Source organism: Mesorhizobium sp. L2C066B000 (assembly GCF_000502335.1).
In the GTDB taxonomy this organism is placed as follows: Bacteria; Pseudomonadota; Alphaproteobacteria; order Rhizobiales; family Rhizobiaceae; genus Mesorhizobium.
Map to the genome: position 1 here is coordinate 117,501 of NZ_AYWZ01000005.1, position 26,395 is coordinate 143,895.

A 26,395-nucleotide genomic window follows, 5' to 3' on the forward strand; every position below is an offset into this window, starting at 1 on the left:
CCATCCGACCCCGGCTTTATTGCGCGCCGCTGTCGGTGCTGCCCGACACCAGGCGCACGATGGAATCGGCCATCGCATAGTCACTCGCAGCGGCGAGCGTGAACCCTCCCGAATGTTTCGATTCCACGAAATCGTAGACTTCCGGCGACTGCGATCTGAGATTGGTGAGGAAGACGGTCAGTCGGCGTTTGGCTTCCGGGTCGAGATCGCTGCGGACGGCGTGGGGGCCGTATCTGAGCACGCCGGAGGTCCAGATGATCTGGAGCGCGGCTTCTGGAATGCCCGCCGCCTCCAGTCGCGCCGCCGTGCCGTCCGGATCAGCCGGCTGATCGCCAGCAATCGCCGTCCGGTTTTCCGCCGTGGCCCGCTCCCAGCCGAACAAGGCATCGGCCTGGCCATCGACCAGCATCGCTTCTGCGGCGGCAGCCGAGCCGGCATGAGCGAGGAATGGCGCATCCTGGCTGATCTTGATGCCGTCGGCCGCCAGCCCGGCGAGCGGTAGAAGCGAACCGCCGACATTGTCGGAAGGCGCCATGGCGATGCGGTGCGTTTCCAGGGCCGCGAGATCGGAAAGCCTGCCGTCGCGCGTCAAAAGCACGGAGCGGATGCCCGTGGCACCGTCGGCATCGACCGGCGCCACAAGAGGTTCGACGCAGCCGCAGCGCTCCGAGGCGGTGGCGTAGGCGGTCGCCGAATAGACCGCGTACTGAATCCGGCCATTGGCCTGTGCCTCTATCAGCGCCGCATAGTCATGCGCGACGACGAATTCCACCTTCATGCCGAGCGCCCTGCCGTAGGCGTCAGTCAGCATGGCCAGACCCGGAACCGTGTTGCCGGCGCCCGGCTCGGCAACGATGCCGATCCGAAACGTGCCGATCTGGTCGCGCCAGTCGGCGTGCGCGGCGAGATGCGAGGCCAGCAGCGCTACAGTGGTCGCCAGTGCACTCCAACCCAGGTCAGCCCGTCTCATCGATCCATGCCCCGCACGCCGTTCCTTGAAGCGCATCGCATGTCTCAAGGATGCGTACAGCGCGCCTGCCCGACTTCGCGACCATCGCGTCAGGCCGTTGCCGCCTGGTTTACGATTTGCCAATGCCGCGACGGGACCTTATGTCTGGTCAACCAGACTGGCAATGACGGCACCGATGGCACGCGCTTTCCTCTTCGTTCTCGATTCTTTCGGCATTGGCGGCGCCGCCGATGCCGAACCCTATGGCGACGCCGGCTCGAACACATTCGGACATATCGCGCTGGCCTGCGCGGAAGCCCGCGCCGATCGCGAGGGCCTGCGCGAGGGACCGCTGAAGGTGCCCACCATGGTTTCGCTCGGTCTCGGCCGCGCAGCAGAAACCGCAACCGGCTTCCAATTCGACAGCAAAGCCGCTGTTTCAGCCTCCGCTTTCCACGGCGCCGCGCAGGAGATTTCGAGCGGCAAGGATACGCCGTCGGGTCACTGGGAAATCGCCGGGCTGCCCGTGCGGTTCGACTGGGGCTATTTCCCCGATAAGGTGCCCGCCTTCCCTGCCGAACTGACCGAAGCGATGATCCGCGAGGGCAAGGTGCCGGGCATTCTCGGCAACTGCCATGCGCCCGGCACGGAGATCATCGAGCGCTTCGGCGAGGAGCATATCCGCACTGGCCAGCCGATCTGCTACACCTCGGTCGATTCCGTCCTGCAGATAGCAGCGCACGAAGTTCATTTCGGCCTGGAGCGGCTCTACGAGTTCTGCAAGACGGTACGCCGGCTGGTCGATCCGCTGAAGATCGGACGGGTGATCGCACGGCCTTTCCTGGGCGAAACATCGGCCACCTTCGAGCGCACCTACAACCGCCATGACTACGCCGTGCCGCCGCCTGAGCCGACGCTGCTCGACCGCTTGACCGGGCGCGGCAGCCGGGTGATCGCGGTCGGCAAGATCGGCGACATCTTCGCCCACCGCGGTATCTCTGAAGTACGCAAGGCGCCCGGCAACATGGCAATGTTCGACAAGGCGCTGGGCGCGATGGACGATGCCGGCGACGGCGACCTGGTGTTCGCCAATTTCGTCGACTTCGACACCGAGTTCGGCCATCGCCGCGACGTCGCCGGCTATGCTGCGGCGCTCGAAGCCTTCGACCGCCGGCTGCCCGAGGCACTGGCAAAGCTGAAGCCGGGCGATCTGCTCATCCTCACCGCCGACCATGGCAACGATCCGACATGGCGTGGCACCGACCACACGCGCGAACGCATCCCGGTCATCGGCATCGCACCGGATCTCACGGGCGGCGACATCGGGCTCAGGACCACCTTCGCCGATATCGGCGAGACGGTCGCCGAACACCTCAAGCTGGCGCGCGGCCGCCACGGCGCTTCCTTCCATGCGGCGATAGGCGGCCATGCCTGAACTGCCCGAGGTCGAAACCGTCCGGCGCGGCCTGCAGCCGGTTCTGGAAAGCGCGCGGATCGTACGCGTCGAGGCGCGCCGGCCCGATCTCCGATTTCCGTTTCCGGCGAGATTTGCGCAGCGGCTGACCGGCAAGACCGTCATCGCGCTTGGCCGCCGCGCCAAATATCTCACCATACACCTGGACGATGGCCCGGTGCTGATCTGCCATCTCGGCATGTCGGGCTCGTTCCGCATCGAGGCCGCTGATGACAAAGAGACGCCCGGCACGTTCCATCAAGAGCGCTCGAAGAATGCCAAGCACGACCATGTGGTGTTCCATGTCGTGTCGCCTGTCGGCGTCCAGTCTCGCGTGGTCTTCAACGACCCGCGTCGCTTCGGCTTCATGCTGTTTGCGGAAGGCCTGGCCGACGCGCATCCGATGCTGGCGGGACTGGGCGTCGAGCCGACCGGCAATGCGCTGGAAGGCGCCCTGCTCGCCTCTCTGCTGAAGGGCCGCAGATCGCCGTTGAAGGCGGCGCTGCTCGACCAGAAGCTGATTGCCGGGCTCGGCAATATCTATGTGTCGGAAGCGCTGTGGCGCGCCGCCCTTTCGCCATTGCGCGAGGCAGGCACCATCGCCGGGACCAGCAAGAAGGCCAAGGAACAGAGCGAACGACTGGCCGAGGCAATCCGTTCGGTGATCGCCGATGCGATCGCCGCCGGCGGGTCTTCGCTGCGCGACTATGTGCACACAGACGGGTCGCTGGGCTATTTCCAGCATTCCTTCGCGGTCTACGATCGCGAAGGCGAGCCCTGTCCGACGCCCGGCTGTCGCGGCCACATCGAGCGCATCGTGCAAAGCGGCCGCTCGACCTTTTATTGCCGGACCTGCCAGCGGTAAGCTAGACGGTCCTTCAGTGCCGCAACCAGGAGGCCAGCCCATGAGCTATGAAACCATCATCGTCGAGACGCGCGGCAAGGTCGGCCTGATCACGCTGAACCGGCCCAAGACGCTCAACGCGCTGAACGCGCAGGTGCTGGCGGATTTGCTGACGGCGGCAAAGGGGTTCGACGCCGATCCCGGCATCGGCGCCATGGTCATCACCGGTTCCGAGAAGGCTTTTGCGGCGGGCGCCGACATCAAGGAAATGCAGGCCGTCACCTACGCGGAGGCCTATGTGCAGGATTTCTTCGTCGGCTGGGAAGAGTTTACCCGCACCCGCAAGCCGATGATCGCGGCGGTCGCCGGCTATGCACTGGGCGGCGGCTGCGAACTGGCGATGATGTGCGATTTCATCATTGCCGCCGACACGGCTAAATTCGGCCAGCCCGAAATCACGCTCGGCGTCATTCCCGGCATGGGTGGGTCGCAACGGCTGACCCGCTTTGTCGGCAAGTCGAAGGCCATGGACATGTGCCTGACCGGTCGGATGATGGATGCCGCCGAAGCCGAGCGCAGCGGCCTGGCCTCGCGCGTCGTGCCGGCCGGCGAGTTGATCGAGGAGGCGATGAAGGCCGCGGCCAGGATATCAGAGTTTTCACTGCCATCGGTGATGATGGCCAAGGAGGCAGTCAACCGCGCCTACGAGACGACGCTGGCGGAGGGACTGCGCTTCGAACGCCGGCTGTTCCACTCGCTGTTTGCGCTCGACGACCAGAAGGAAGGGATGGCCGCCTTTGCCGAGAAGCGGAAGCCGAATTTCACCAATCGCTAGAGTGGCGGCGGCGAGGACCAAAAAGAAGCCAAAGCGGCGTTGACGCGCCGGAAAAGCTGAACTATAAGCCGCTCCAACCGAGGCGGCCGTTGGCTGCCCGTTTGTTTTTTGCGCCCTGCGGCATCCCGCATGCGCCCACCAGATCAGAAGAGAGGCATCATGGCCAATACCTCCTCGGCCAAAAAGGCAACGCGCAAGATCGCCCGCCGCGCAGCGATCAACAAGAACCGCCGCTCGCGCGTGCGTACCTATGTCCGCCAGGTCGAAGAGGCACTGGCTGCGGGCGACAAGGCAGCCGCGCTGGAAGCCTTCAAGACCGCAGAGCCGGAATTGATGCGCGCCGCGACCAAGGGCGTGATCCATAAGAATACGGCATCGCGCAAGGTGTCGCGTCTGGCTCACCGCCTCAAGGTGCTGTCGGCCTGATCGACCGTTCCTGAACTGTCGTTCTTTCAAACCCGGCCAATCGCGCCGGGTTTTTTCGTTTGCCGGCAAGCACTTAAAAAGAACGGCCGCAAAGCACGCCCGAGCCGCATTCCAGAGTCTGGAATGCTTTGCCGGCACATACACTCCCACTGATATTCCAATCCGCCGAAACGGCCCACGCCAATAAATTTGGCTGTCACAAATTGCTGATATTTTTCAGTGGCTTGCTGGAAGTGATCCACAGCTTGTTCACATAGCCTGTGGGCGATAGGCAGCAAGTTGGTGTCAAGCGAATTATTTCAGAAAATTTCAAACCGCACAGCCATTTTCATATTCGCGGCAAAAGGGTTTGAATCCCAATGGCTTTGTCAAAATATGCGCTTCCAGCACGGAGCCCGAACCGTTGTTCACTAACCAGATTCCTTAAAAATCCGTTAGAGGTGGCCTTGCCCTATCCACAGCGATTTCGGTAATGTCGATCTATCGAAAGGGACGGGCCATTAGCCCTTAACCCAGCCTGAATCGGCCAGCTAACAGTGGCAGAATTCATGACGTGGATCAATTCCGCGAACGGGTATGGCTTGCCTTTTCGATACGATAGGGGACTGGCGTAATTGTACATGGCAGCTTGATGGCGCACCGGCGTTTTCGCCGGGTAGCACCGCTTTGCCCGAACATGTCAGACGGACTGGCCTTAAGCAGCCGGGACCGATCCCATTCTGACGAGGCAACGTCATCCGCCGGCGGCGGCGGTGGTGTTGTAGCGAAGATACGGTCGCCGGAAACATGGGTGCAGGAGGCGCACTCCCGGCGGAAAAAAGGTACAAAGGAAAAGGGACGCACAATCATGCAGAGCGGCATCGAGCGGGAGCTTACGGGCGACCTGCCATTTCCCGGAACATTGGTCGGAGCGCACGATATGGCGGCTTCCAGCGACGCGGAACAGAAGTTCGACCGGGTCAAGGCCCAGTTGAAGGCGCGCCTGGGAACCGAGGTCTATTCGAGTTGGTTCGGCCGTATGAAGGTGGCTGAGGCTTCCCGGGGCATTGTACGCATCTCGGTGCCCACGGCCTTCCTGCGCTCGTGGATCAATGGCCATTATCTCGATCTCATCGCCGATCTGTGGAAGCACGAGGATCCCGAAATCCTCAAGATCGAGATGGTCGTGCGCACCGCGACCCGTCCTGCCCGCAATGGCGTCGAACCCGAGGTCGTGCCGGCGCGCAAGATGACCAAGCATACGCAGACCGCATTGGCGGCCGGCACGGTCGGCCCCGGCAGGGTGGAGCGGGCGCCCGCCCCTCGTCCCGGCACGCCGATCGAGAGCGAATTCCGGCACAATGTGCTGGGGTCGCCGCTCGACCCGCGCTACACGTTCGGCTCCTTCATCGAAGGCCCGTCGAACCGGGTGGCTTTCGCCGCAGCCAAAGCCGTGGCGGAATCGCAGTCGAGCGCGGTGCGCTTCAACCCGCTGTTCCTTCATGCAACCGTCGGGCTCGGCAAGACGCACCTTTTGCAGGCGATTGCGGCCGAATCCCTGAAACAGAACCCGAAATCGCGCGTCGTCTATCTGACGGCCGAATATTTCATGTGGCGCTTCGCCACCGCGATCCGCGACAACAATGCGCTGACGCTGAAGGAACAGCTGCGCGACATCGACCTCTTGATCATCGACGACATGCAGTTCCTGCAGGGCAAGTCGATCCAGCACGAATTCTGCCATCTCATCAACATGCTGCTCGACAGCGCCAAGCAAGTGGTGGTTGCCGCCGACAGGCCGCCGTCGGAACTGGAATCGCTGGAACCGCGGGTGCGCTCGCGCCTCAATGGCGGTGTCGCGCTGGAAATGTCGGCGCCGGACTTCGCCATGCGCATCGGCATGCTCAAGCTGCGGCTTGCCACGGCCAAGGTCGACGATGCGTCGCTCAATATTTCGGAGGAGATCCTCAACCATGTCGCCCGTACCGTCACCGGCAGCGGGCGTGAGCTGGAGGGCGCGTTCAACCAACTGCTGTTTCGTCAGTCGTTCGAGCCGGCGATCACCATCGACCGCATCGACGAGATCCTGGGGCACATCTATCGCTCTGGCGAGCCGAAGCGGGTGCGCATCGAGGACATCCAGCGCATCGTGGCGCGCCACTACAATGTGTCGAAGACCGAGTTGCTGTCCAACCGGCGCACGCGCACCATCGTGAAGCCCAGGCAGGTCGCCATGTACCTGTCGAAGGTATTGACGCCGCGCTCGCTGCCGGAGATCGGCCGGCGGTTCGGCGGGCGCGACCACACCACGGTGCTGCATGCGGTGCGCAAGATCGAGGACCTTTCCGGCGTCGACAACACGCTGGCGCAGGAACTGGAACTGTTGCGCAGGCTGATCAACGACCAAGCCTGATCGGCGCGGCAAACGGAGCGCGCCGGGTTAGAGTATTCGGTCGTCGCGCTTTAAATTTTCTTGTTTTGATGCATGTCTTTGTCCCAAAACCGCTGCGCAGTTTTCGGCGACATGCATCGGTTGCCGGCCAACGTCCGCTTTATCCCCAGAAAGCCCGCTTAACCGGCGCGAACCGGTGGCCCGGACTTGCGTTTGCTGGCTTTTTCCTGTCAGTTTGCATAGATTCTGAGCCTGTTCAGACCTTTCGCGGGGCGCCGCCCACTGGTGACCCGTCCATTCATTCAAGCGAGCCTGTTTCGTCATGCGTGTTATCCTGGAACGGTCCAATCTCCTGAAGTCGCTCAACCACGTTCATCGCGTGGTCGAGCGGCGCAATACCATACCGATCCTGTCGAACGTGCTGCTCAGCGCCGAGGGCGCCAGCCTTGAAATGAAAGCCACCGACCTCGACCTCGAAGTGACCGAAGCGACGCCGGCAAAGGTCGAGCGCGGCGGGGCGACGACGGTTCCGGCGCACCTGCTCTACGACATCGTGCGCAAGCTGGCCGACGGCGCCGAAGTGATGCTGAAGACCGACGAGGACGGCAACGCCATGACGGTAACGTCGGGCCGCTCGAGCTTTCGCCTGCAATGCCTGCCGCAGTCCGATTTCCCGGAGCTTTCGGCGGGATCCTTCTCACACATCTTCCGGCTCGATTCCGTCGCCCTGAGAGGCCTTATCGAAAAGACCCAGTTCGCCATATCCACCGAAGAGACGCGCTACTATCTCAACGGCATCTACCTGCACACGCATGAAACTGGCGGCAAGCTGAAGCTGCGTTCGGTGGCGACCGACGGCCACCGCCTGGCGCGCGCCGAGATCGACGCTCCGGCCGGGTCCGAAGGCATGCCGGGCATCATCATTCCGCGCAAGACGGTCAGCGAGTTGCAGAAGCTGGTCGACGATCCCGATGTCGCGGTGACCACCGAATTGTCCGACACCAAGATCCGCTTCACCATCGGCAGCGTGGTTCTGACCTCGAAGCTGATCGACGGCACTTTCCCGGACTACCAGCGCGTCATTCCGACCGGCAACGACAAGAAGCTGATCATCGACCGCCAGAGCTTCGCCGCCGCCGTCGATCGCGTCTCGACCATTTCCTCCGAGCGCGGCCGCGCGGTGAAGCTTTCGATCACCGAAGGCCAGGTGACGCTTGCCGTCAACAATCCGGATTCGGGCAGCGCCACCGAGGAACTGGCGGCCGACTATTCGTCCGACCCGATCGAGATTGGCTTCAACGCCAAATATCTGCTCGACGTTGCTGCTCAACTCACCGGCACGGAAGCCAAGTTCATGCTGGCCGATGCCGGCTCGCCGACGCTGATCCACGACATGGCCGATGAGACCGCGCTCTACGTGCTGATGCCGATGCGGGTGTAGCCGCCCTGCGGCACACTGCAGCATAGTGATTGCGGCGACTTCTATAGGCGGATAGCGGTTGCCGGAACAAAATCACATAAGTAAGCTCACACTTACGAATTTCCGCAATTATGCGGCGTTGTCGATCGGCTTTTCACCCGGCGCGGTGGTGTTTTCCGGCGACAATGGCGCCGGCAAGACCAATCTCCTGGAAGCCATCTCGCTGCTGACGCCTGGCCGCGGCCTGCGCCGCGCGCCCTATGTCGACGTGGCCCGCGAAGGCGGCGATGGCGGCTTTGCGCTCCACGCAAGGCTCGACGGGCCGGAGGGACAGGTCGAGATCGGCACCGGCATCACCGGGGGTGAAGCGGCCGGCGAGGGTGGTCGCAAGGTGCGCATCAATGGCGCGCCGGCACGGTCGGCCGACGCCATGCTGGAATGGCTGCGCGTGGTCTGGCTGACGCCGGCCATGGACGGCCTGTTCCCCGGACCTGCCGCGGACCGGCGGCGCTTTCTCGACAGGCTGGTGCTTGCGATCGATCCCGGCCACGGCCAGCGCGCGCTCGACTATGAGAAGGCGATGCGCGGACGTAACCGACTGCTTACGGAAGGTTCGCGAGACGGCGCATGGTTCGACGCCATCGAGATGCAGATGGCCGAAACCGGCGTGGCGATCGCGGCTGCGCGCGCCGAACTGGTGCGCCTGCTTACCGCCATGATCGACAGGCTGCCTTCCAGCGGGCCGTTTCCGCAGGCCGACATCAGCCTCTCCGGCGACCTTGAAAGCGACGTCGCCACAGCACCCGCCGTGGACGTCGAGGAACGCTATCGCGGTGCCCTTGCCGACGGCCGCGAGCGCGACCGCGCCGCCGGACGCACGTTCGATGGCCCGCACCGTTCGGATCTGCTGGTGCGCCACCGCCCCAAGGCGATGCCGGCCGAACTCTGCTCGACCGGAGAGCAGAAGGCGCTGCTGGTCGGCATCGTGTTGTCGCACGCAAGGCTGACCGGCGAGATGTCGGGGATGACGCCGATCCTGTTGCTCGACGAGATTGCCGCGCATCTCGATGCCGGCCGGCGCGCCGCGCTGTTCTCGATCCTGGAAGAGCTGAGCTGCCAAGCCTTCATGACCGGAACCGACGCCGCGCTGTTTTCCAGCCTGAGGGGACGCGCGCAGTTCCTCACCGTCGACCACGGCACGGTTGGGCCAACCGAAGAGACCTGACAAGCTTTTTGCTCCGCTATATGGTCCGGCAATGACCCCTGCCGCCCTCACCGACGAAGAGCTCGAACGCTATGCCCGCCACATCGTGCTGCCCGAGATCGGCGGCGCCGGCCAGCAGAGGCTGAAGCGGGCCCGGGTACTGGTCATCGGCGCCGGCGGGCTCGGCGCGCCGGTGCTGGAATATCTCGCTGCCGCAGGCGTCGGCACGCTTGGCATCGTCGATGACGACATTGTCTCGCTGTCCAATCTGCAGCGGCAAGTGATCCACGCCACCGATACTGTCGGTATTGCGAAGACCGAGAGCGCCAAAGCAGCGATCGCCCGGATCAATCCCCATGTCGCGCTGGAATTGCACGATTTCAGGCTGACGGCCGACAATGCTGCCATTCTCGTCGCGCGCTACGACGTGGTCGTCGACGGCTCCGACAATTTCGAGACGCGCTATGTGGTGGCGGATGCCTGCGCGGCGGAAAAGCGGCCGCTCGTGCATGCCGCCGTCGGCCGCTTCGACGGCTCGGTGACGGTGTTGATGCCGTTCGGGACCGGCGCGGACGGCAGACCGAACCCTGGATATCGCGACCTCTTTCCTGAAGCGCCGCCGGAAGGACTGGTGCCGTCCTGCGCGGTGGCCGGGGTCGTCGGTGCGCTGACCGGCGTCATCGGCACCTTGCAGGCGATGGAAGCCATCAAGCTGATCACCGGTATCGGCGAACCACTGGTCGGCCGGCTGCTGCTCTACGATGCACTGTCGGCGCGCTTCGACACGATCCGCTACAAGAGAAACTGAGCTTATGGATCAGTCCACCAGCGTCCTTGTTACGCAGCTTGCCTCCGATTTCGAGCGCTGGGATGAACTGCTCGGCCTGATCATGCGCGCCTTTGCACCGATGGACGGCGTCATCGACCCGCCCTCCTCGGCACATCTGCTGAACGCCGGAAACCTCAGGGACAAGGCTGGCCGCGAGACCGTGTTGCTGGCCCTGCAGGATGACAGGATAGCCGGCTGCGTTTTCGCGCTGGAGAGAGCCGATGATTTCTATATCGGGAAGCTCGCCGTCGAACCTGAGCTTCAAGGGCAAGGCATCGGCAGGCGGCTGATGCAGGCTGTCGAATTTCTCGCCCGCAGCCGGAACAAACCGGCCATCGAACTGCAGACGCGAATCGAACTGACCGTAAATCGTGCAACCTTTGCGCGTCTCGGCTTCCGCGAAACCGCGCGCACGGCGCATGACGGTTATGACCGGCCGACCTCGATCACCATGCGCAAGGAGTTCGCGTGAGCCTCGCCCTCAGCGCACAGGAGCAGACAATCGCCTCCGGCCATGACGGGGCGGCGATGGCGATGCGCATCGTTGCCGAAAGCGCTGCGCTGCTCGGCGCGCCGCGACTGATCCCGATCGCCTCGACGCATATAGACGGCGCGCTCTATCACGGCGATTCCGGCACGCTGTTTGCCGAAAGGCTGGTCGATGGCGGCGCCAGGGTCGCGGTGCGCTCGACGCTCAATGTCGGCGCGCTCGACCTGATGGGCTGTTCGCGCGTGCGCCTCGAAGAGCCGGCGCGCGGCATGGCGCGACGAATGATGGAGGCCTACCGCAAACTGGGCTGCGAGCAGAGCTGGACCTGCGCGCCCTATCAGGCCGGCCACAGGCCAGCGCTTGGCAGCGATGTCGCCTGGGGTGAATCCAACGCGGTGGTGTTCTGCAATTCGGTGCTGGGGGCACGCACCAACCGCTATGGCGACTTCCTCGACATCGCCTGCGCCATATCGGGCCGCGCGCCGGATTACGGCCTGCATCGCCCCGAGAACCGGCAGGCACGGCTGGTGTTCGATGTGTCCGGCCTCTCCGCCTCGTTCCTTGGTTCGGAGATCGCCTGGCCGGTGCTGGGCAACCTCTACGGCCGTGAGGTCGGCAACGCGGTCGGCGTCGTCACCGGCATATCCAGCCATCCCGGCGAGGATGCGCTGAAGGCCTTCGGCGCGGCGGCGGCATCGTCGGGCGCCGTCGGCCTGTTCCATATCGCTGGGGTAACGCCAGAAGCGCCCGACGCCGAGACCATCCTGGTGGGCGGCAGGCCGGAAACGATGATCCGCGTAACGCCGGAGATGGCCATGAAGGCCCGCGCCGGCCTGTCCACCGCAGCCACGCAGACCGCCATCGATGCCGTGGCGATCGGCAGTCCGCATCTGTCTTTGGCCGAATTCGATGCACTTGAGCGGCTGATTGGCGGGCGGCGGCTCAGCGTGCCGATTTACGCCTGCACCGGCCGCCACGTGCTCACCAGGCTGGAGCAGAACGGCAACCGCAAGATGCTCGAAGCCAGCGGCGTCATCATCGTCGCCGACACCTGCGTGGTGGTGACGCCGATCCTGCCGGATCTGGCCGACGGCATGCTGATGACCAATTCGGGAAAATTCGCGCACTACGCGCCGGGCAATACCGGTTACGCCGTGCTTTACGGCTCGCTGGCCGACTGCGTGGAAAGCGCGGTTGCCGGTAAGCCCAGGTTTACGGATATCGCCGCATGAATGCTGCAGCCGACATACTGGTGCCGGGCAGCGGAGGCGAAGGACTGGCCTTGGTGCTGACCGCGCCAATCAGCTTCTGGGGTGGCGTCGATCCGAAGAGCGGCCGCATCGCCGATGTCCGTCACCCGCAGCATGGCGAGACCATTTCCGGGCGTGTGCTGTTCCTGCCCGGCACGATCGGCTCGTCCTCAGCGTCAGCCGTGCTGATGGAACTCGTCCACAATGGCCATGCGCCGACGGCACTCGTGCTGCACGAGCCGGACGCGATTCTGCTGCTTGGCTTGATCGTGGCCAGGGAAATGGGCTGGCGGACGCCGGTAGCGCTCAGGCTCGGGCGCGACGATTTTGAGGCCTATCGCGGCAAGCGTGTGAGTGTCGCTGCGGATGGCGCCCTCACAACCGCAGCCTGAACGCGGCCCGCTTCAAGTCCGTAGCGGCAGCACGCGGTCCGGCGGCCGGTGGCCGTCGAAGAAGGCGCGGATGTTGATGATCACCTTCTCGCCCATGTCGATGCGGCCCTCGATCGTCGCCGAACCCATATGCGGCAAAAGCACGACCTTGTTCTTGGCGGCAAGCTTCAGCAGTTTCGAGTTCAGCGCCGGTTCGTGCTCATAGACGTCGAGGCCGGCGCCGGCGATCTTGCCGTCCTGGATCAGCTTGACCAGCGCTTCCTCGTCGATGATGTCGCCGCGCGCGGTGTTGACCACATAGGCGGTGGGCTGAAGCAGAGCCAGGCGCCGCGCCGAAAGCAGATGAAAGGTCGCCGGCGTCGACGGGCAATTGACCGAGATGATGTCCATGCGGGCAAGCATCTGGTCGAGGCTTTCCCAATAGGTCGCCTCCAGCCCTTCCTCGACCGCCGGCAGCACGCGATGGCGGTTATGGTAGTGGATGGACAGGCCGAAAGCCTTTGCGCGCCTGGCAACAGCGGTGCCGATGCGGCCCATGCCGACAATGCCGAGGCGCTTGCCCCAGATGCGCCGGCCGAGCATCCAGGTCGGCGACCAACCGGCCCATTTCTTGTCGCTGGTGAGCACATTGGCGCCTTCGGCCAACCGCCGCGGGCCGGCCAGCATCAGCGCCATGGTCATGTCGGCCGTATCTTCGGTCAGCACGTTCGGCGTGTTGGTGACGGTAATGCCTTTCTTGGCCGCCGCAGCGACATCGATCTTGTCGACGCCATTGCCGAAATTGGCGATCAGCTTGAGATTGTCGCCGGCCTGGGCAATCAGCGCCGCATCGATCTGGTCGGTGATGGTCGGCACCAGCACATCGGCTTCCTTGATCGCCGCGACCAGCTCCGGCTGCGTCATCGGCCTGTCCTCGACATTCAGCCTGGCGTCGAAGAGTTCGCGCATGCGGGTCTCGACCGGATCGGGCAGCTTGCGCGTGATGACGACGAGAGGCCGTTTTTTGCCTGCCATTGTTTCCTCGAACCCGATCTCGTTGAGACCTCTTTAACCAAGACAGGCGAAACTGAATACCGGTCGCGGTGCCTGCCACTCCTGTAACAAGCGGTGCCGCCGAAGACAAAGAAAAAGGGGCGCCCGGGCCAAAGGGCATGCGCCGAAAGGAATGAAAGTGTCTGGTTTCGCGTCGCTTCGCCTGATCCTCAGCGCAGCGCTTCTCGGCGCTCTCCTGCATTCCCCGCAAGCCGCGGCGCAAGGTGCCGCCGCACCTGTGCAGACGGTCACGCTCGGGCCGAGCGGCCTGCCGCTGCCGCGTTTCGTCAGCCTGAAATCGGCTCGCGTCAACTCGCGCGTTGGGCCCGGCGCCAACTATTCCGTCGACTGGATGTACACAAAGGCCGGCCTGCCTATGGAGATCATCCAGGAATTCGATACCTGGCGGCGCGTGCGCGATGCCGATGGCTCGGAGGGTTGGATCAACCAGTCGCTGCTGTCGGGCCGCCGGACCGCGATCGTCGCCCCCTGGCAGCGCACCAAGGGGGGCCGAATCAATCTGCTCGACGATGCCGACAAGGACGCCAGCGTCATCGCCATCATCGAGCCGGGCGTTACGGGCACGATCAAAACCTGCGATGGCCAGTGGTGCGAAATGACCTTCGACGGCCACACCGGCTGGATCGCCCAGTCGCAGGTGTGGGGCGCCTATCCCGGCGAGCACGTCAAGAATTGAGATTGCTGGAGGCCTAACGGCCGATACGGCCGAGATGGGTGTCCCGAAAACCGGCCGACAGTTTGAGACCGTAGCCGAGCGCGCGGTCGACGGCGATGTGGATGATCCAGATCAGACCAATCGCGGTCGCCGTCGAATTGGCCAGAACATATCCGGCGAGCGCCAGCAACAGCGGGACGATCAATATGTGCAAGGCATTGTAAGCGACAGCGCCGATCCGTGCCCCGGCGAGATAGCCCAGCATCGACAGGTCTGGCGCCAGGATAAGCAGGGCGAACAGCCACCAGGAAACGCCTGACGCGGCATAGGCGACTATAGCCACGACCGCGACCGCAACCCATTCGAGCCGGATTGCAAAATCGACAGGTTTCACGGGTTGGGGCTTAAACGCTGCGTTTCGGGCGCAGCCTCACCACGATGTCGACATTGGCGATCTCCATACCTGCGGGTGGCTCCGGCAGGTTGGAGACGGTCACCGGACCGCTTTCTATATCGAAGATCCTGTTTTCGCCTTCGATGTAAAAATGATGGTGATCGGAGGTGTTGGTGTCGAAATAGGTCTTGGACCCCTCGACCGCCAGGATGCGCAGCAGGCCGGCCTGGGTGAACTGGTGAAGCGCGTTGTAGACGGTGGCGAGCGAGACCGGCACGCCGGCGGCGACCGCCTCTTCATGCAGTTCCTCGGCCGAAAGGTGGCGGTCGCCCTTGGCAAACAGCAGATCGGCCAGCGCAATGCGTTGGCGTGTCGGCCTGAGGCCGGCTTCGCGAACCCGCTTGTCCACAGCGACATTTTCCTTCCGGCCGCCCAGATCCATCTATCCGTCCAAGCCCACAGTTCTGCCTCAAGACACGCCCAGAGTGGCGAAAAAACGTCATCGGCCGAAACTGGGCACCTCCCGACATATATTCTGTTGGCCGAATACGATCAATAGAGCGACGTGCGGCCAGTTGGACGCACCAAATGCGCTCTATCACTTTTGGCTAGCATCGTGCTTTCTGGAAATCGGAATCGATTTCCAGGCCGATGCGAGAGCGCGCATTGACCCGGGCAGACGGGCGGGTTAAGCGCAAACGCCGGTTTCCGGCCCGAATGGGATTGTGTTAGGAAACCAACGACAAGGGCGCCCCACCGCCCGGGACGATTATGGGGACGAGACATATGGCGGGTTCGAAATCCAGCTACGGTTATGAGGAATTGCTCGCCTGCGCCCGCGGCGAGCTGTTCGGGCCCGGCAACGCCCAGCTGCCCTACCCGCCCATGCTGATGTTCGACCGCATCACCGAGATCAGCGAGACCGGCGGCGCCTACGACAAGGGCTTCATCCGTGCCGAATTCGACATCAAGCCGGACCTGTGGTTCTTCGACTGCCATTTCATCGGCAATCCGATCATGCCGGGGTGCCTGGGCCTTGACGCCATGTGGCAATTGACGGGTTTTTACCTCGGCTGGCTCGGCGAGCCGGGCAAGGGCATGGCGCTGTCGACCGGCGAGGTCAAGTTCAAGGGCATGGTGACGCCTTCGGTCAAGAAGGTGGAATACGGCATCGATTTCAAGCGCGTCATGCGTGGACGCCTGGTGCTCGGTATCGCCGATGGCTGGCTTAAGGCCGACGGCGAACCCATATACGCTGCGACAGACCTCAAGGTGGGGCTGTCCAAGCAATCGGCCGCCTGACCGGCGCCACTGCAGCGGCGCGTTCTTCCGAGACGCAACGCCGCTGCGGCATTTTGATTTTGCGTATGATCGCCGGCGAAAACCGACTAGGGTTTCGGGATCATCCGCTGGAAGGAGTTGCGAATGAGAAGGGTCGTCGTCACAGGCCTCGGCATCGTATCGTCGATCGGCAACAACGCCAACGAGGTGCAATCCTCGCTGCATGATGCCAAATCAGGCATCAGCTTCTCAGATTCCTTCGCCGAACACGGCTTCCGCTGCCAGGTCTGGGGTGCGCCGACGCTCGACCCGACCCCTATGATCGACCGGCGCGCCATGCGCTTCCTGAGCCAGGGCGCGGCCTGGAACCATGTCGCGATGGACCAGGCGATCGCCGACGCCGGGCTTGGCGAAAGCGACATCACCAATGAGCGCACCGGCATCGTCATGGGCTCGGGCGGCCCCTCGACCCGCACCATCGTCGAGGCGGCCGAGACCACGCTCAAGAACAACAGCCCCAAGCGCATCGGTCCGTTCGCGGTGCCGAAGGCGATGTCGTCGACCGCGTCGGCGACGCTCGCCACCTGGTTCAAGATCCACGGCGTCAACTATTCGATCTCGTCGGCCTGCTCGACCTCGGCGCATTGCATCGGCAACGCCTACGAACTGATCCAGTGGGGCAAGCAGGATGTGATGTTTGCCGGCGGCCATGAGGACCTCGACTGGACGATGTCGGACCTGTTCGATGCCATGGGGGCGATGTCGTCGAAGTATAACGATCGTGCGCCGACAGCTTCCCGCGCGTATGACGCCAATCGCGATGGCTTCGTCATCGCGGGCGGCGCGGGCGTCCTCATCCTGGAGGAGCTCGAACACGCCAAGGCGCGCGGCGCCAAGATCTACGCTGAGATCGTCGGCTATGGCGCGACGTCGGACGGTTACGACATGGTGGCGCCGTCGGGCGAAGGCGCGGTGCGCTGCATGCGCCAGGCTCTGGCGACGGTGTCCACGCCGGTCGACTACATCAACACCCACGGCACCTCGACGCCGGTCGGCGATTCCCGGGAAATGGGCGCCATCCGAGAGGTGTTCGGCGACACGATGCCGTTCATCACCTCGACCAAGTCGCTGACCGGCCATTCGCTGGGTGCCGCCGGCGTACAGGAATCGATCTACTCGATCCTGATGATGCAAGGCGGCTTCATCGGCGAGAGCGCCCATATCGAAAACCTCGATCCCGAATTCGAGGACATGCCGATCGTGCGCAAGCGCATCGACGACGCCAGGATCGACACGGTTTTGTCCAACTCGTTCGGCTTCGGTGGCACCAACGCAACGCTGATTTTCCAGCGCTATTCCGCATAAGGCCAGCGTTTTATTGTAGGGGGATTGCCGGCCATGGACGGACTGATGAAGGGCAAGCGCGGGCTTGTCATGGGCGTCGCCAACGATCATTCGATCGCCTGGGGCATCGCCAGGAAATTGTCCGAACACGGGGCGGAGCTTGCCTTCACCTATCAGGGCGACGCATTCGGGCGCCGCGTCAAGCCGCTTGCCGAGAAGCTTGGCGCGTCTCTGGTGGTGCCCTGTGACGTCGAGGACAGCGCATCGGTCGCCGCCACCTTCGAGACGCTCGGCAAGGAATGGGGCGGGCTCGACTTCGTCGTCCACGCCATCGGCTTTTCCGACAAGAACGAGCTCAAAGGGCTCTACGCCGACACCAGCCGCGACAATTTCGTCCGCACCATGGTCATCTCCTGCTACTCCTTCACCGAGGTCGCCCGCCATGCCGCCCCGCTGATGAGCGAAGGCGGCGCGATGATCACGCTGACCTATGCCGGCTCTGTCCGCGTCATGCCGAACTACAACGTCATGGGCGTCGCCAAGGCCGGGCTGGAAGCCAGCGTGCGCTATCTCGCCAACGATTATGGCCCGCGCGGCATCCGGGTGAACGGCATATCGGCGGGACCGGTGCGTACTTTGGCCGGCGCCGGAATCTCGGACGCCCGCCACATGTACTCCTACCAGCAGCGCAACTCGCCGCTGCGCCGCACGGTGACCATCGACGAGGTCGGCGGCTCGGCGCTCTATCTTTTGTCCGACCTCTCGTCAGGCGTCACCGGCGAAATCCATTATGTGGATTCCGGCTATCACATCGTGTCGATGCCAACCCTGGATGAGTTGAAGCAGACCGACAGCGTACGCGATTAACTCACCAGTAAAATTAGATGCATCGGCGGAAACTCATTTTAAGGAGATATCCGCTAGAAGTCCTATGGGCTTGGGCTCTGCGCGTTCTTGCTGGGCGCAAAGGATGCTTTAGCCTTTATGAATTTGCGCTTGATATTTCCCGAAAGTCGAGTTGATTTCGGGATCATGCGACAGGGACTGAGCAATGCCTGCTGTCAGCAACCGGAAGCGAACACCTGTGTTCCGGCTGCTCACCGTCGCCAGTTCGGGCCTTGGCAGTTTCATCCTTGGGCTTTGGGGCCTCCGGCATGGTTTCGGGGACGGCTTTGCCGGCATGCAGGCGGAAACCATGATCGGCGTCGCGTCGGCGCTATGCGCGCTGGCCGCCGCCGGTGCTGCCTTGTCCTTCTTCGCCGGCGTCGATGAATCGGTGGACTACGTTTTCAACGAAACCCATTTCGACAAGCTGACCGGGCTTTTTGCGCGGCCGGCGATGGTCGGCAGGATTGCCGACGCGGCGTCCGCGACGATCAGGACCGGTGAACCGGTGTTCCTCATCGACATCGACATCGACCGCTTCAAGCAGATCAACGACGCCATCGGCTACAGCCATGGCGACGAACTGATCCGCGGCTTCACCAAGCGGTTGAAGGCCTGCATGCCCGAAGGCGCGGTGATGGGGCGCATCGGCGCCGGCGAGTTCGCTATCCTTGTCTGGGAACACCAACTCCAAAGGTCCATGGAAAGCACCGTCGAAACCATGATCGAGGAGATGCTGAAGCCGTACCAGCTCGATTCCCACCTGCAGTCGGTCGGCCTGTCGGTCGGCATCGTGGCGATGCCAAAGGACGGCGTCGATCCGGTCCTCATCCTGCGCCGCTCCAACCTGGCGCTGCAGAATGCCCGCGCCGGCGGCGTGGGCAACTGGTCGGTCTTCCATTCCGACATGGGCCAGGTCGCCGACTACCGCCACTGGATCGAATCCGAACTGCACATCGCCTTCGACCGTGGCGATTTCGACCTTCATTACCAGCCGCAGCTCGACCTGCCGACCGGCCGTGTCGTCGGCTACGAGGCGCTGATCCGCTGGAAGCACCCGGAACGCGGCATGATCCCGCCGATGGAATTCATTCCGATCGCCGAAGAGACCGGCATGATCCACCCGATCGGCAATTGGGTGCTGAACAAGGCCTGCAGCGATGCCCGTCATTTGCCCGAGGACTGCTTCGTTGCCGTCAACATCTCGCCGGTCCAGTTCAGGACCAAGGATTTCGTCGGTATCGTGCGCGACACGATGGCCAGCACCGGCATCAAGCCGTCGCGGCTGGAGCTCGAAGTGACCGAGACGGCGATGATGCAGGACCGCGACCGCGCCGCCATCATCCTGCAGCAGCTTGCCGACATGGGCATTTCGGTGGCCGTCGACGATTTCGGTACCGGCTATTCCAATCTCAGCTACCTGATCGACTTCGCCTTCGGCAAGCTGAAGATCGACCGCTCCTTCGTCAGCCGCATCGACACCGATTCCAATTCGGGCGCCGTCGTCTCTACCATCGTTGGCCTGTCGCGGGCGCTCGGCGTCGGCATCATCGCCGAAGGCGTCGAGACCGAGAACCAGGCGACGCTTTTGCGAGCGGCCGGCTGCGAGATGGTGCAAGGCTATCTGTTCGGCAGGCCGGCGCCGCTCAAGATCAAGCCTGGCGACATCAGACCGACCATTCCCGTCCACGAGCCGGCGCGCATCGTCAGCATGCATTGAGGTGACCGGCACCGTCCTATCGGCGCGCGGAGAAAACCTTGAACATGCCGTCGCGGGCGAGCTCGGCATGGCTGGAGAAGACGGCCTTCAGAACCGGCTCATAGGGCAGCTGGCGGTTCGCCACCATGAACAGCCGCCCGCCCGGCTTCAGCGCCTTGCCCGCCGCCTGGATCATGCCGGCGCCGATTTCCGGCTCGGCCGCCCGGCTGCGATGGAAGGGCGGGTTCATGACGATGGCATCATAGCGCCGCTCGACCGGCTCGCTCAGCAGATCGGTCCAGAAGAAGCCGGGCTCGAAGCCTGTCTGGCCGATATTGCCCTTGGCCGCCTCAAGCGCGTCGAAATCCGCTTCGTAAAGGTCGAGCCCCGTTATGCCGGATGAACGTGCCGCGACCTCGGCGGCGACATAACCCCAGCCGGCGCAGAAATCAGCAATGTTGCCGCGCAGGTCTTTGGGCAGGTTGTCGACCAGAAGTTTCGAGCCGACGTCGATCCGGTCGAAGGAGAACATGCCAGGCGCGGTGCGGAAGCGGTCCTCTACGACCAAGGCGGGATTGGCGACGCGCAGTTTTTCCGCAGGCGCCAGATCGGCCGGACGGCGGAGCCAGAAGGCGATGCCGTGATATTTCGGCAGATGCCCTTCGATGGGGACAAGCTCGTCGATGCGCTTGCGCAGGCTGGCGATGCCTTCGTCCTTACCGCCGGCGACAATGATCAGACCGCCCGGCGTGACGCGTTCGATCGCCTCGGCAATACGCATCTCGTTTAGCCCACGATGGCGGCCGGCAAGCACGAGCGCTGCATCGAATGCATCGCCTTCCGCGCGCGGCGTTACCTTGTGACCGGCACGCTCCAGCGCTCGGAGATGCGGCCGGAAACCCTGTGCAAGATGGAGCTCTGCCTCGAAGCCTTCCGGCAAGCGGAAGCCGGGCTCCGCACCCAGGAACAACACACGCTCGCCCTTTTGCGGCAGAGGGAGCCCCTCGGCCTCGAAGGGATGGAACAGTGTCTTCAGCGGCTCAGCGGCCATTCTTCGATTCTCATGTCGTAGACGGGTATTAAACGAAAACGGGCGCGACATAAGCCGCGCCCGTTCAACTCTATTGTCAGACCACTCAGGCGGCGTTTTCTTCGCCTTCGGCCTTCTTGTCGCGGGCGATTTCCTTGCCGGTGGCCTGGTCGACGACCTTCATCGACAGGCGGACCTTGCCGCGCTCGTCGAAGCCCATCAGCTTGACCCAGACCTTGTCGCCTTCCTTGACGACGTCCGAGGTCTTGGCGACCCGGTCGTTGGCAAGCTGCGAGATGTGGACGAGGCCGTCACGCGGACCGAAGAAGTTGACGAAAGCGCCGAAGTCGGCGGTCTTGACGACCGTGCCTTCGTAGATTTCGCCGACTTCCGGCTCGGCGACGATGGTATGGATCCACTTCTTGGCCGCCTCGATCTCCTTGGCGTTCGACGAAGCGATCTTGACCGTGCCGTCGTCCTCGATGTTGATCTTTGCGCCGGTCTTCTCGACGATCTCACGGATAACCTTGCCGCCGGAGCCGATCACGTCGCGGATCTTGTCGGTCGGGATGTGCATAACCTCGATGCGCGGTGCGAACTCACCGAGTTCGGGGCGGGCGCCGGTCAGAGCATGCGCCATCTCGCTGAGGATATGCTGGCGGCCGTCCTTGGCCTGGTCCAGCGCGATCTTCATGATCTCCTCGGTGATGCCCTCGATCTTGATGTCCATCTGCAGCGAGGTGATGCCGCCTTCGGTACCGGCAACCTTGAAGTCCATGTCGCCGAGGTGATCTTCGTCACCCAGGATGTCGGACAGAACCGCGAAGCGCTCGCCTTCCTTGATCAGGCCCATCGCGATACCAGCAACCGGCTTGGCCAGCGGAACGCCGGCATCCATCAGCGCCAGCGATGTGCCGCAGACGGTGGCCATCGACGACGAACCGTTGGACTCGGTGATCTCCGAGACGACGCGCAGCGTGTAGGGGAACTGGTCCGCGCTCGGCAGCATCGGACGGATAGCGCGCCAGGCGAGCTTGCCGTGGCCGATTTCGCGGCGGCCCGGCGAACCCATGCGGCCGGTCTCGCCGACGGAGTAGGGAGGGAAGTTGTAGTGAAGGAGGAACTTCTCCTTGTACATGCCGGTCAGCGAATCGACATACTGCTCGTCCTCGCCGGTGCCCAGCGTGGCAACGACCAGCGCCTGGGTCTCGCCGCGGGTGAACAGCGCCGAACCGTGCGTGCGCGGCAGGACGCCGACTTCCGAGACGATCTTGCGGACAGTCTTGAGGTCACGGCCATCGATGCGCGAACCGGTGTCGAGGATGTTCCAGCGCACGACCTTGGCCTGGAGTTCCTTGAACACCGAACCGATCTGCTCGGAGGTGTACTTGGCGTCTTCGCCTTCGGCCGGAGCGAACGCTGCCTTGACCTTCGCCTTGACGGCGTCGACGGCGGCGTAACGCTTCTGCTTGTCGACGTTCTTGTAGGCATTGCTGAGCTCGTCGCCGACGATCTTCAGCATTTCGGCTTCAAGCGCGGAGTAGTCCGGCGCCGTGAAATCGCGCGGCTCCTTGGCGGCAACTTCGGCCAGCTTGATAATGGCGTCGATCACCGGCTGGAAGCCCCTGTGGCCGAACATGACGGCGCCGAGCATCAGCTCTTCGCCGAGTTCCTTGGCTTCGGACTCGACCATCAGCACGGCGTCGGCGGTGCCGGCGACAATGAGGTCGAGCCTGGATTCCTGCATCTCGTCGACATGCGGGTTCAGCACGTATTCGCCGTTGATGTAGCCGACGCGCGCACCACCGATCGGGCCCATGAAAGGAACGCCCGACAGCGTCAAAGCGGCCGAGGTGGCGACGATCGACAGGATGTCGGGATCGTTCTCGAGGTCATGCTGGACCACGGTGACGACGATCTGGGTGTCGTTCTTGTAGCCGTCGGCGAAGAGCGGGCGGATCGGGCGGTCGATCAGGCGGGAAACCAGCGTTTCCTTTTCGCTCGGACGTCCCTCGCGCTTGAAGTAGCCGCCGGGGATCTTGCCGGCGGCGTAGGTCTTTTCCTGGTAGTTGACGGTCAGCGGGAAGAAATCGAGGCCTGGCTTCGGCTCCTTCATCGAAACGACGGTGGCGAGAACCTTGGTTTCGCCGTAGGTCGCAAGCACCGCGCCGTCAGCCTGACGTGCGATCTTGCCGGTTTCCAGGATGAGCGGACGGCCGCCCCATTCGATTTCCACTTTGTGGTAGTTGAACATATCTTGTCCTTAATAAGCGGAAAGGGCCGCGCCGTTTCACGGTGCGCGGATGCCCTTTCCCTGGCTTCCTTTCTCGGGCAGCCACGGGCAAGACAACGGGAAGCTCGGGTAGATTTCGGCGCTGGTTAGCGCACGAGCGTCCTGCAATCCTGCCCCATGACCGTCCATGGGCGGTTTCGAGTGGCCTCTGCGCGCTCGAAACCGGGTCTGGCCAATCGATGCGACTGGCAGAATGCGCGACCGGCGGGCTCTCCTTCGAAAGCCCGCCGGTCAATTCGTCAACGGCGCAGACCGAGCTTCTCGATCAACGTCTGATAGCGCGCGTCATCCTTGCGCTTGAGATAATCAAGCAGGCTGCGGCGCTGGGAGACGAGAGCGAGCAGACCACGGCGGGAATGGTTATCCTTCTTGTGGTCCTTGAAGTGGTCGGTCAGGTTCTTGATGCGCTCGGAAAGGATGGCCACCTGGACTTCCGGAGACCCGGTATCGCCCTTGGCGGTTGCGAATTCACCCATCAATTCCTGTTTGCGCTCGGCAGTAATCGACATCGTGTTTTTCCTTATCTGTTTGAGGAAACGGGTCGCCTTCAGCCGGGATGTCGTCCAGCAGGGGCCGGTGCAAGCAAAGCGACATGGCGCGATGCTGCGGCGCATATAGGGCAATTCCCCGGAAAACACCAGCCCATTCATAAAGCCGGCTTGTCGCAGCCCTTTGCTCGGGAATCCAGGATTCCCCTGACACCGAAACCTTACAGCCACTTCTTGCTTTTGAAGAAGACGATCAGCCCGACAGCAACGGCCAGCATGAACAGCAGCGAAGCCGGGTAGCCATAGTAGGCTTTCAGTTCCGGCATGTTCCACGGCGAGATATCGGGATCGAAATTCATCCCCCAGATACCGACCAGGAAGGTTAGCGGCATGAAGATCACCGAGACGATGGTGAGATAAGAGATGACGTCGTTGGTGCGCGCCTGGCTCAGCGACAAATGCATTTCGATCAAGCCGGTCAGCATATCACGCTGGTTCTCGACCAGCTCGATCAGCCGCAATGCGTGGTCGAGCGTGTCGTTGAAGAAGATTTTCGTCTCCGGCTTCACATAGGGCACGTCGTTGCGGATCAGCGTCGCCAGCGCGTCGCGCATCGGCCACAGCACGCCCTTGAGCACATTGGCGTCGCGCCGCAATTCGTGCAGCTGGCGCATCTGATGCTTGTGAGGCGTGTTGAGCATCTCGTCCTCGATGCCATCGACCTCCTCGCTAGCGGCCTCAATCGGCGGGAAATAGCTGTCGACGATGGAGTCGATGAGCGCATAGGCCAGATAGTCGGCGCCGCGCATCCGCAAGCGGTTGGGCAACGCTGCCGCGATGCGCTTGCGTACGGGGTCGAACGGATCGCCTTCGCGCTCCTGGAAGGTGACGACGAATTTCTTGCCGAAGAACACCGCGATCTGCTCATAGCGATGCACCTTGACGTCGTCGATCATGCGCATGACGACGAAGGCGTGGTCCTCGAAGAAGTCGACCTTCGGCCGCTGGCCGGTGTTGACGACATCTTCCAGAGCCAGTGGATGCAGGTTGAAGATCCGGCCGATCTCCTCGATCAGCTGGATGTTGGCGAGACCGGTGCAGTCCAGCCAGACGACCGGCCAGTTGTCGCAATGGGTGTTGAGATCGTCGATGCTGGCATCGTTGATGGTCTTGAATTTTTCAGGCGAGATCAGCGTCAGCCGCAGCTCGGACCGTCGCGCCGCCGGATCGGCGATCAGCGTGCCAGGCGAGGCGCCAACCGGCGGCCGCCGCGTTGTCACCGGCGCCCGCTTCTTCACCGCCTCAGCCTTTGCCATGTGCCCCTCGGATGTGACGTCGACGTAAAACTAGACGAGAGTGGTCAGCCGGCAAAGACCCGCTTCGGCTTGAACATGCCTTGCTCGATGGCGCCGATGGCGACCAGCTTGCCGCGCGCCGTGGCGCAGGCTTCCTCGGCTTCCACGGGCGCGTCGCGGCCGCGGATGATGACGGGATTGCCAAGGCGGATCTTGGTCGCCGCTTCGTCGCTGATGGCAATCTGCGGCAGGCAGTCGAGCGCGGCCGACGTGTCGACGAGCAGCGCATCGATTGCGCCAAAGTCGATCGGCGCATCGGCAACATCGGCGTCGCCCTCTCTGTCAGCTTCGCGCTGTTCGCCGAAACGGGCGGCTTCCAGTTCGGCGACGGTGACGAAATCCTCCTGGGTGAACGGCTCGACCTCAACCCGGCGCAATTCGGCGATGTGGCCGAAGCAGCCGAGGTCGCGGCCCATGTCGCGGGCCAGCGAGCGAACATAGGTGCCTTTGCCGCATTCGACCTCGAACAAGGTGTGGCCGGCAGCGTGCTCGACGATGTCCAGACGGCCGATCTCAATCTCGCGCGCGGGGATGTCGACTGTCTCGCCCCCACGAGCGAGATCGTAGGCGCGTTCGCCTGATATCTTGATGGCCGAGAATTGCGGCGGTGTCTGCATGATGACGCCGGTGTAGTTCGGCAGCAGCGCCCTGACATCGTTTTCCGCCGGACGGCGGTCGGAACTTTGCGTCACCGGGCCTTCGAGATCGTCGGTCGAACGCTCCTCGCCCCAGGCGACGGTGAACCGGTAGATTTTGGCGCCGTCCTGCACGTAAGGCACGGTCTTGGTTGCCTCGCCGAGCGCGATCGGCAGCATGCCAGAGGCCAGCGGGTCGAGCGTGCCGGCATGGCCGGCCTTTTCTGCCTGGAAAAGCCATTTGATCTTGGAGACGGCTTCGGTCGAACCCATGCCAACCGGCTTGTCCAGCACCACCCAGCCGGAGATCGGCCGTCCCTTCTTCTTGCCGCGGCGCCCCACTATTTCTCGTCCTTGTCGTTGTCTTCGCCATCGGCACCCAAGTCTCGCGCGACTTCGGGCGATTTCAGCAAATCGTTGATCCTGGCGAAATTGTCGAAGGACGTATCGAGCTTGAAGCGGAACTCCGGCATGAACTTCATCTGGCGGAGCGCGCCGGAGACGCGGCCACGGACGAACTTCGCATGCTTGTTGAGCGCGTCGATGACCGCACCCGTGTCCTTGGCGCCGAGCGGCGAAACGAAGGCCGTTGCGACCCTCAGATCAGTGGACATGCGCACTTCCGAGACCGAAACCACGGTGTTCTCGATCAGCGGGTCGATAATCTCGCCGCGCTGCAAGGTTTCCGACAGCGCATGGCGCACCTGTTCGGCGACGCGAAGCATGCGCTGGGATGGACTGGAGGCGGTTGGACGGGGCATTTTTCTCAATCCGGAAAGCGTGAGGCGCGGGATGGGACCGTGCCGCCATGTCTCATATT

28 protein-coding genes are annotated in these 26,395 nt (G+C 63.2%); 16 read left to right on the forward strand and 12 right to left on the reverse strand.

Features of this window, described 5'->3' with window-relative positions:
- Positions 1–16: 16 nt before the first annotated feature.
- On the reverse strand, positions 17–970 hold the full coding sequence (locus X733_RS151135; protein ID WP_023818811.1) for a PhnD/SsuA/transferrin family substrate-binding protein: 954 nt from the start codon (positions 968–970) through the stop codon (positions 17–19).
- Between the two features lie 175 nt (positions 971–1,145).
- Here X733_RS151135 and X733_RS151130 point away from each other — a divergent pair, with 175 nt between their 5' ends.
- The 4 genes from X733_RS151130 (at position 1,146) to rpsT (ending at position 4,507) form a co-directional block, all read left to right on the forward strand.
- On the forward strand, positions 1,146–2,384 hold the full coding sequence (locus X733_RS151130) for a phosphopentomutase (RefSeq protein WP_023818812.1): 1,239 nt from the start codon (positions 1,146–1,148) through the stop codon (positions 2,382–2,384).
- Entirely contained in the window at positions 2,377–3,267 is an 891-nt protein-coding gene (gene mutM / locus X733_RS151125) for a bifunctional DNA-formamidopyrimidine glycosylase/DNA-(apurinic or apyrimidinic site) lyase (protein WP_023818813.1), read from the forward strand. The genes X733_RS151130 and mutM overlap by 8 nt, the downstream gene beginning before the upstream one ends.
- Before the next feature lie 40 nt (positions 3,268–3,307).
- Complete coding sequence (locus X733_RS151120) at positions 3,308–4,081, forward strand: enoyl-CoA hydratase (RefSeq protein WP_023818814.1); 774 nt, start codon at positions 3,308–3,310, stop codon at positions 4,079–4,081.
- Positions 4,082–4,240: 159 nt separating this feature from the next.
- Positions 4,241–4,507 carry a 30S ribosomal protein S20 gene (gene rpsT, locus X733_RS151115; protein WP_023681995.1) on the forward strand — a complete coding sequence of 89 codons (267 nt, stop codon included), beginning with the start codon at positions 4,241–4,243 and terminating at the stop codon, positions 4,505–4,507.
- 26 nt (positions 4,508–4,533) lie between these two features.
- Here rpsT and X733_RS1000000169570 read toward each other — a convergent pair whose 3' ends face one another.
- Entirely contained in the window at positions 4,534–4,785 is a 252-nt protein-coding gene (locus X733_RS1000000169570; protein WP_155924205.1) for a hypothetical protein, read from the reverse strand.
- Between the two features lie 569 nt (positions 4,786–5,354).
- Between X733_RS1000000169570 and dnaA the strand changes: the two genes are divergently transcribed.
- Positions 5,355–6,899, forward strand: a complete 1,545-nt coding sequence (dnaA, locus tag X733_RS151110) for a chromosomal replication initiator protein DnaA (protein WP_031193297.1) — start codon at positions 5,355–5,357, stop codon at positions 6,897–6,899.
- A gap of 27 nt (positions 6,900–6,926) precedes the next feature.
- Here dnaA and X733_RS1000000169575 read toward each other — a convergent pair whose 3' ends face one another.
- The gene (locus X733_RS1000000169575; RefSeq protein WP_155922476.1) at positions 6,927–7,202 is read right to left on the reverse strand and encodes a hypothetical protein; all 276 of its coding nucleotides are present in this window, start codon (positions 7,200–7,202) and stop codon (positions 6,927–6,929) included.
- Here X733_RS1000000169575 and dnaN point away from each other — a divergent pair.
- The 6 genes from dnaN to X733_RS151080 are packed head-to-tail and all read left to right on the forward strand — an operon-like array spanning position 7,201 to position 12,463.
- Positions 7,201–8,319, forward strand: coding sequence for a DNA polymerase III subunit beta (dnaN, locus tag X733_RS151105; protein ID WP_023669575.1), 1,119 nt, complete (start codon positions 7,201–7,203; stop codon positions 8,317–8,319). The two genes, X733_RS1000000169575 and dnaN, sit on opposite strands and share 2 nt — an antisense overlap.
- Before the next feature lie 58 nt (positions 8,320–8,377).
- Complete coding sequence (recF, locus tag X733_RS151100) at positions 8,378–9,523, forward strand: DNA replication/repair protein RecF (protein WP_023818816.1); 1,146 nt, start codon at positions 8,378–8,380, stop codon at positions 9,521–9,523.
- A 31-nt stretch (positions 9,524–9,554) separates the two neighbouring features.
- Complete coding sequence (locus tag X733_RS151095) at positions 9,555–10,310, forward strand: molybdopterin-synthase adenylyltransferase MoeB (RefSeq protein ID WP_023818817.1); 756 nt, start codon at positions 9,555–9,557, stop codon at positions 10,308–10,310.
- Positions 10,311–10,314: 4 nt separating this feature from the next.
- Positions 10,315–10,803, forward strand: coding sequence for a GNAT family N-acetyltransferase (locus X733_RS151090; protein WP_023818818.1), 489 nt, complete (start codon positions 10,315–10,317; stop codon positions 10,801–10,803).
- Positions 10,800–12,053 carry an aconitase X catalytic domain-containing protein gene (locus X733_RS151085; RefSeq protein WP_023818819.1) on the forward strand — a complete coding sequence of 418 codons (1,254 nt, stop codon included), beginning with the start codon at positions 10,800–10,802 and terminating at the stop codon, positions 12,051–12,053. The genes X733_RS151090 and X733_RS151085 overlap by 4 nt, the downstream gene beginning before the upstream one ends.
- On the forward strand, positions 12,050–12,463 hold the full coding sequence (locus tag X733_RS151080) for a DUF126 domain-containing protein (RefSeq protein WP_023732436.1): 414 nt from the start codon (positions 12,050–12,052) through the stop codon (positions 12,461–12,463). The genes X733_RS151085 and X733_RS151080 overlap by 4 nt, the downstream gene beginning before the upstream one ends.
- Before the next feature lie 12 nt (positions 12,464–12,475).
- Here X733_RS151080 and X733_RS151075 read toward each other — a convergent pair whose 3' ends face one another.
- Positions 12,476–13,477, reverse strand: coding sequence for a D-glycerate dehydrogenase (locus X733_RS151075; RefSeq protein WP_023738187.1), 1,002 nt, complete (start codon positions 13,475–13,477; stop codon positions 12,476–12,478).
- 157 nt (positions 13,478–13,634) lie between these two features.
- On the opposite strand from X733_RS151075, the gene X733_RS151070 reads away from it, so the two are divergent.
- Positions 13,635–14,192: an SH3 domain-containing protein gene (locus X733_RS151070; RefSeq protein ID WP_023669569.1), complete on the forward strand. Its 558-nt coding sequence runs from the start codon at positions 13,635–13,637 to the stop codon at positions 14,190–14,192.
- A 13-nt stretch (positions 14,193–14,205) separates the two neighbouring features.
- On the opposite strand, the gene X733_RS151065 is transcribed toward X733_RS151070, so the two are convergent.
- Together X733_RS151065 and irrA are read right to left on the reverse strand one after the other, a co-directional pair.
- Positions 14,206–14,565 carry a DUF4260 domain-containing protein gene (locus X733_RS151065; RefSeq protein WP_023703478.1) on the reverse strand — a complete coding sequence of 120 codons (360 nt, stop codon included), beginning with the start codon at positions 14,563–14,565 and terminating at the stop codon, positions 14,206–14,208.
- Positions 14,566–14,575: 10 nt separating this feature from the next.
- A complete protein-coding gene (irrA, locus tag X733_RS151060) occupies positions 14,576–15,007 on the reverse strand; it encodes an iron response transcriptional regulator IrrA (protein ID WP_031193300.1) in 432 nt (143 codons plus the stop codon).
- 344 nt (positions 15,008–15,351) lie between these two features.
- Here irrA and fabA point away from each other — a divergent pair, with 344 nt between their 5' ends.
- The 4 genes from fabA (at position 15,352) to X733_RS151040 (ending at position 19,795) form a co-directional block, all read left to right on the forward strand.
- On the forward strand, positions 15,352–15,867 hold the full coding sequence (gene fabA, locus X733_RS151055; protein WP_023818820.1) for a 3-hydroxyacyl-[acyl-carrier-protein] dehydratase FabA: 516 nt from the start codon (positions 15,352–15,354) through the stop codon (positions 15,865–15,867).
- Between the two features lie 123 nt (positions 15,868–15,990).
- Positions 15,991–17,211 (forward strand): beta-ketoacyl-ACP synthase I, encoded by a 1,221-nt coding sequence (gene fabB / locus X733_RS151050; protein ID WP_023738184.1) that lies wholly within the window; start codon positions 15,991–15,993, stop codon positions 17,209–17,211.
- Positions 17,212–17,244: 33 nt separating this feature from the next.
- Positions 17,245–18,057 (forward strand): enoyl-ACP reductase FabI, encoded by an 813-nt coding sequence (fabI, locus tag X733_RS151045; RefSeq protein WP_023669564.1) that lies wholly within the window; start codon positions 17,245–17,247, stop codon positions 18,055–18,057.
- A 184-nt stretch (positions 18,058–18,241) separates the two neighbouring features.
- On the forward strand, positions 18,242–19,795 hold the full coding sequence (locus X733_RS151040; RefSeq protein ID WP_023818821.1) for a bifunctional diguanylate cyclase/phosphodiesterase: 1,554 nt from the start codon (positions 18,242–18,244) through the stop codon (positions 19,793–19,795).
- A gap of 16 nt (positions 19,796–19,811) precedes the next feature.
- Here the strand turns inward: X733_RS151040 and X733_RS151035 are convergent, their stop codons facing one another.
- The 6 genes from X733_RS151035 to rbfA all read right to left on the reverse strand — a co-directional run bounded on the left by X733_RS151035 (position 19,812) and on the right by rbfA (position 26,336).
- On the reverse strand, positions 19,812–20,825 hold the full coding sequence (locus X733_RS151035) for a class I SAM-dependent methyltransferase (RefSeq protein ID WP_023818822.1): 1,014 nt from the start codon (positions 20,823–20,825) through the stop codon (positions 19,812–19,814).
- A gap of 85 nt (positions 20,826–20,910) precedes the next feature.
- Positions 20,911–23,058 carry a polyribonucleotide nucleotidyltransferase gene (pnp, locus tag X733_RS151030; RefSeq protein ID WP_023682005.1) on the reverse strand — a complete coding sequence of 716 codons (2,148 nt, stop codon included), beginning with the start codon at positions 23,056–23,058 and terminating at the stop codon, positions 20,911–20,913.
- Between the two features lie 278 nt (positions 23,059–23,336).
- Complete coding sequence (gene rpsO, locus X733_RS151025) at positions 23,337–23,711, reverse strand: 30S ribosomal protein S15 (RefSeq protein WP_280790540.1); 375 nt, start codon at positions 23,709–23,711, stop codon at positions 23,337–23,339.
- Positions 23,712–23,806: 95 nt separating this feature from the next.
- Entirely contained in the window at positions 23,807–24,901 is a 1,095-nt protein-coding gene (corA, locus tag X733_RS151020) for a magnesium/cobalt transporter CorA (protein WP_023818823.1), read from the reverse strand.
- Positions 24,902–24,945: 44 nt separating this feature from the next.
- Entirely contained in the window at positions 24,946–25,917 is a 972-nt protein-coding gene (truB, locus tag X733_RS151015) for a tRNA pseudouridine(55) synthase TruB (RefSeq protein WP_023818824.1), read from the reverse strand.
- Positions 25,917–26,336 carry a 30S ribosome-binding factor RbfA gene (gene rbfA / locus X733_RS151010; RefSeq protein WP_023669558.1) on the reverse strand — a complete coding sequence of 140 codons (420 nt, stop codon included), beginning with the start codon at positions 26,334–26,336 and terminating at the stop codon, positions 25,917–25,919. The genes truB and rbfA overlap by 1 nt, the downstream gene beginning before the upstream one ends.
- Positions 26,337–26,395 lie beyond the last annotated feature (59 nt).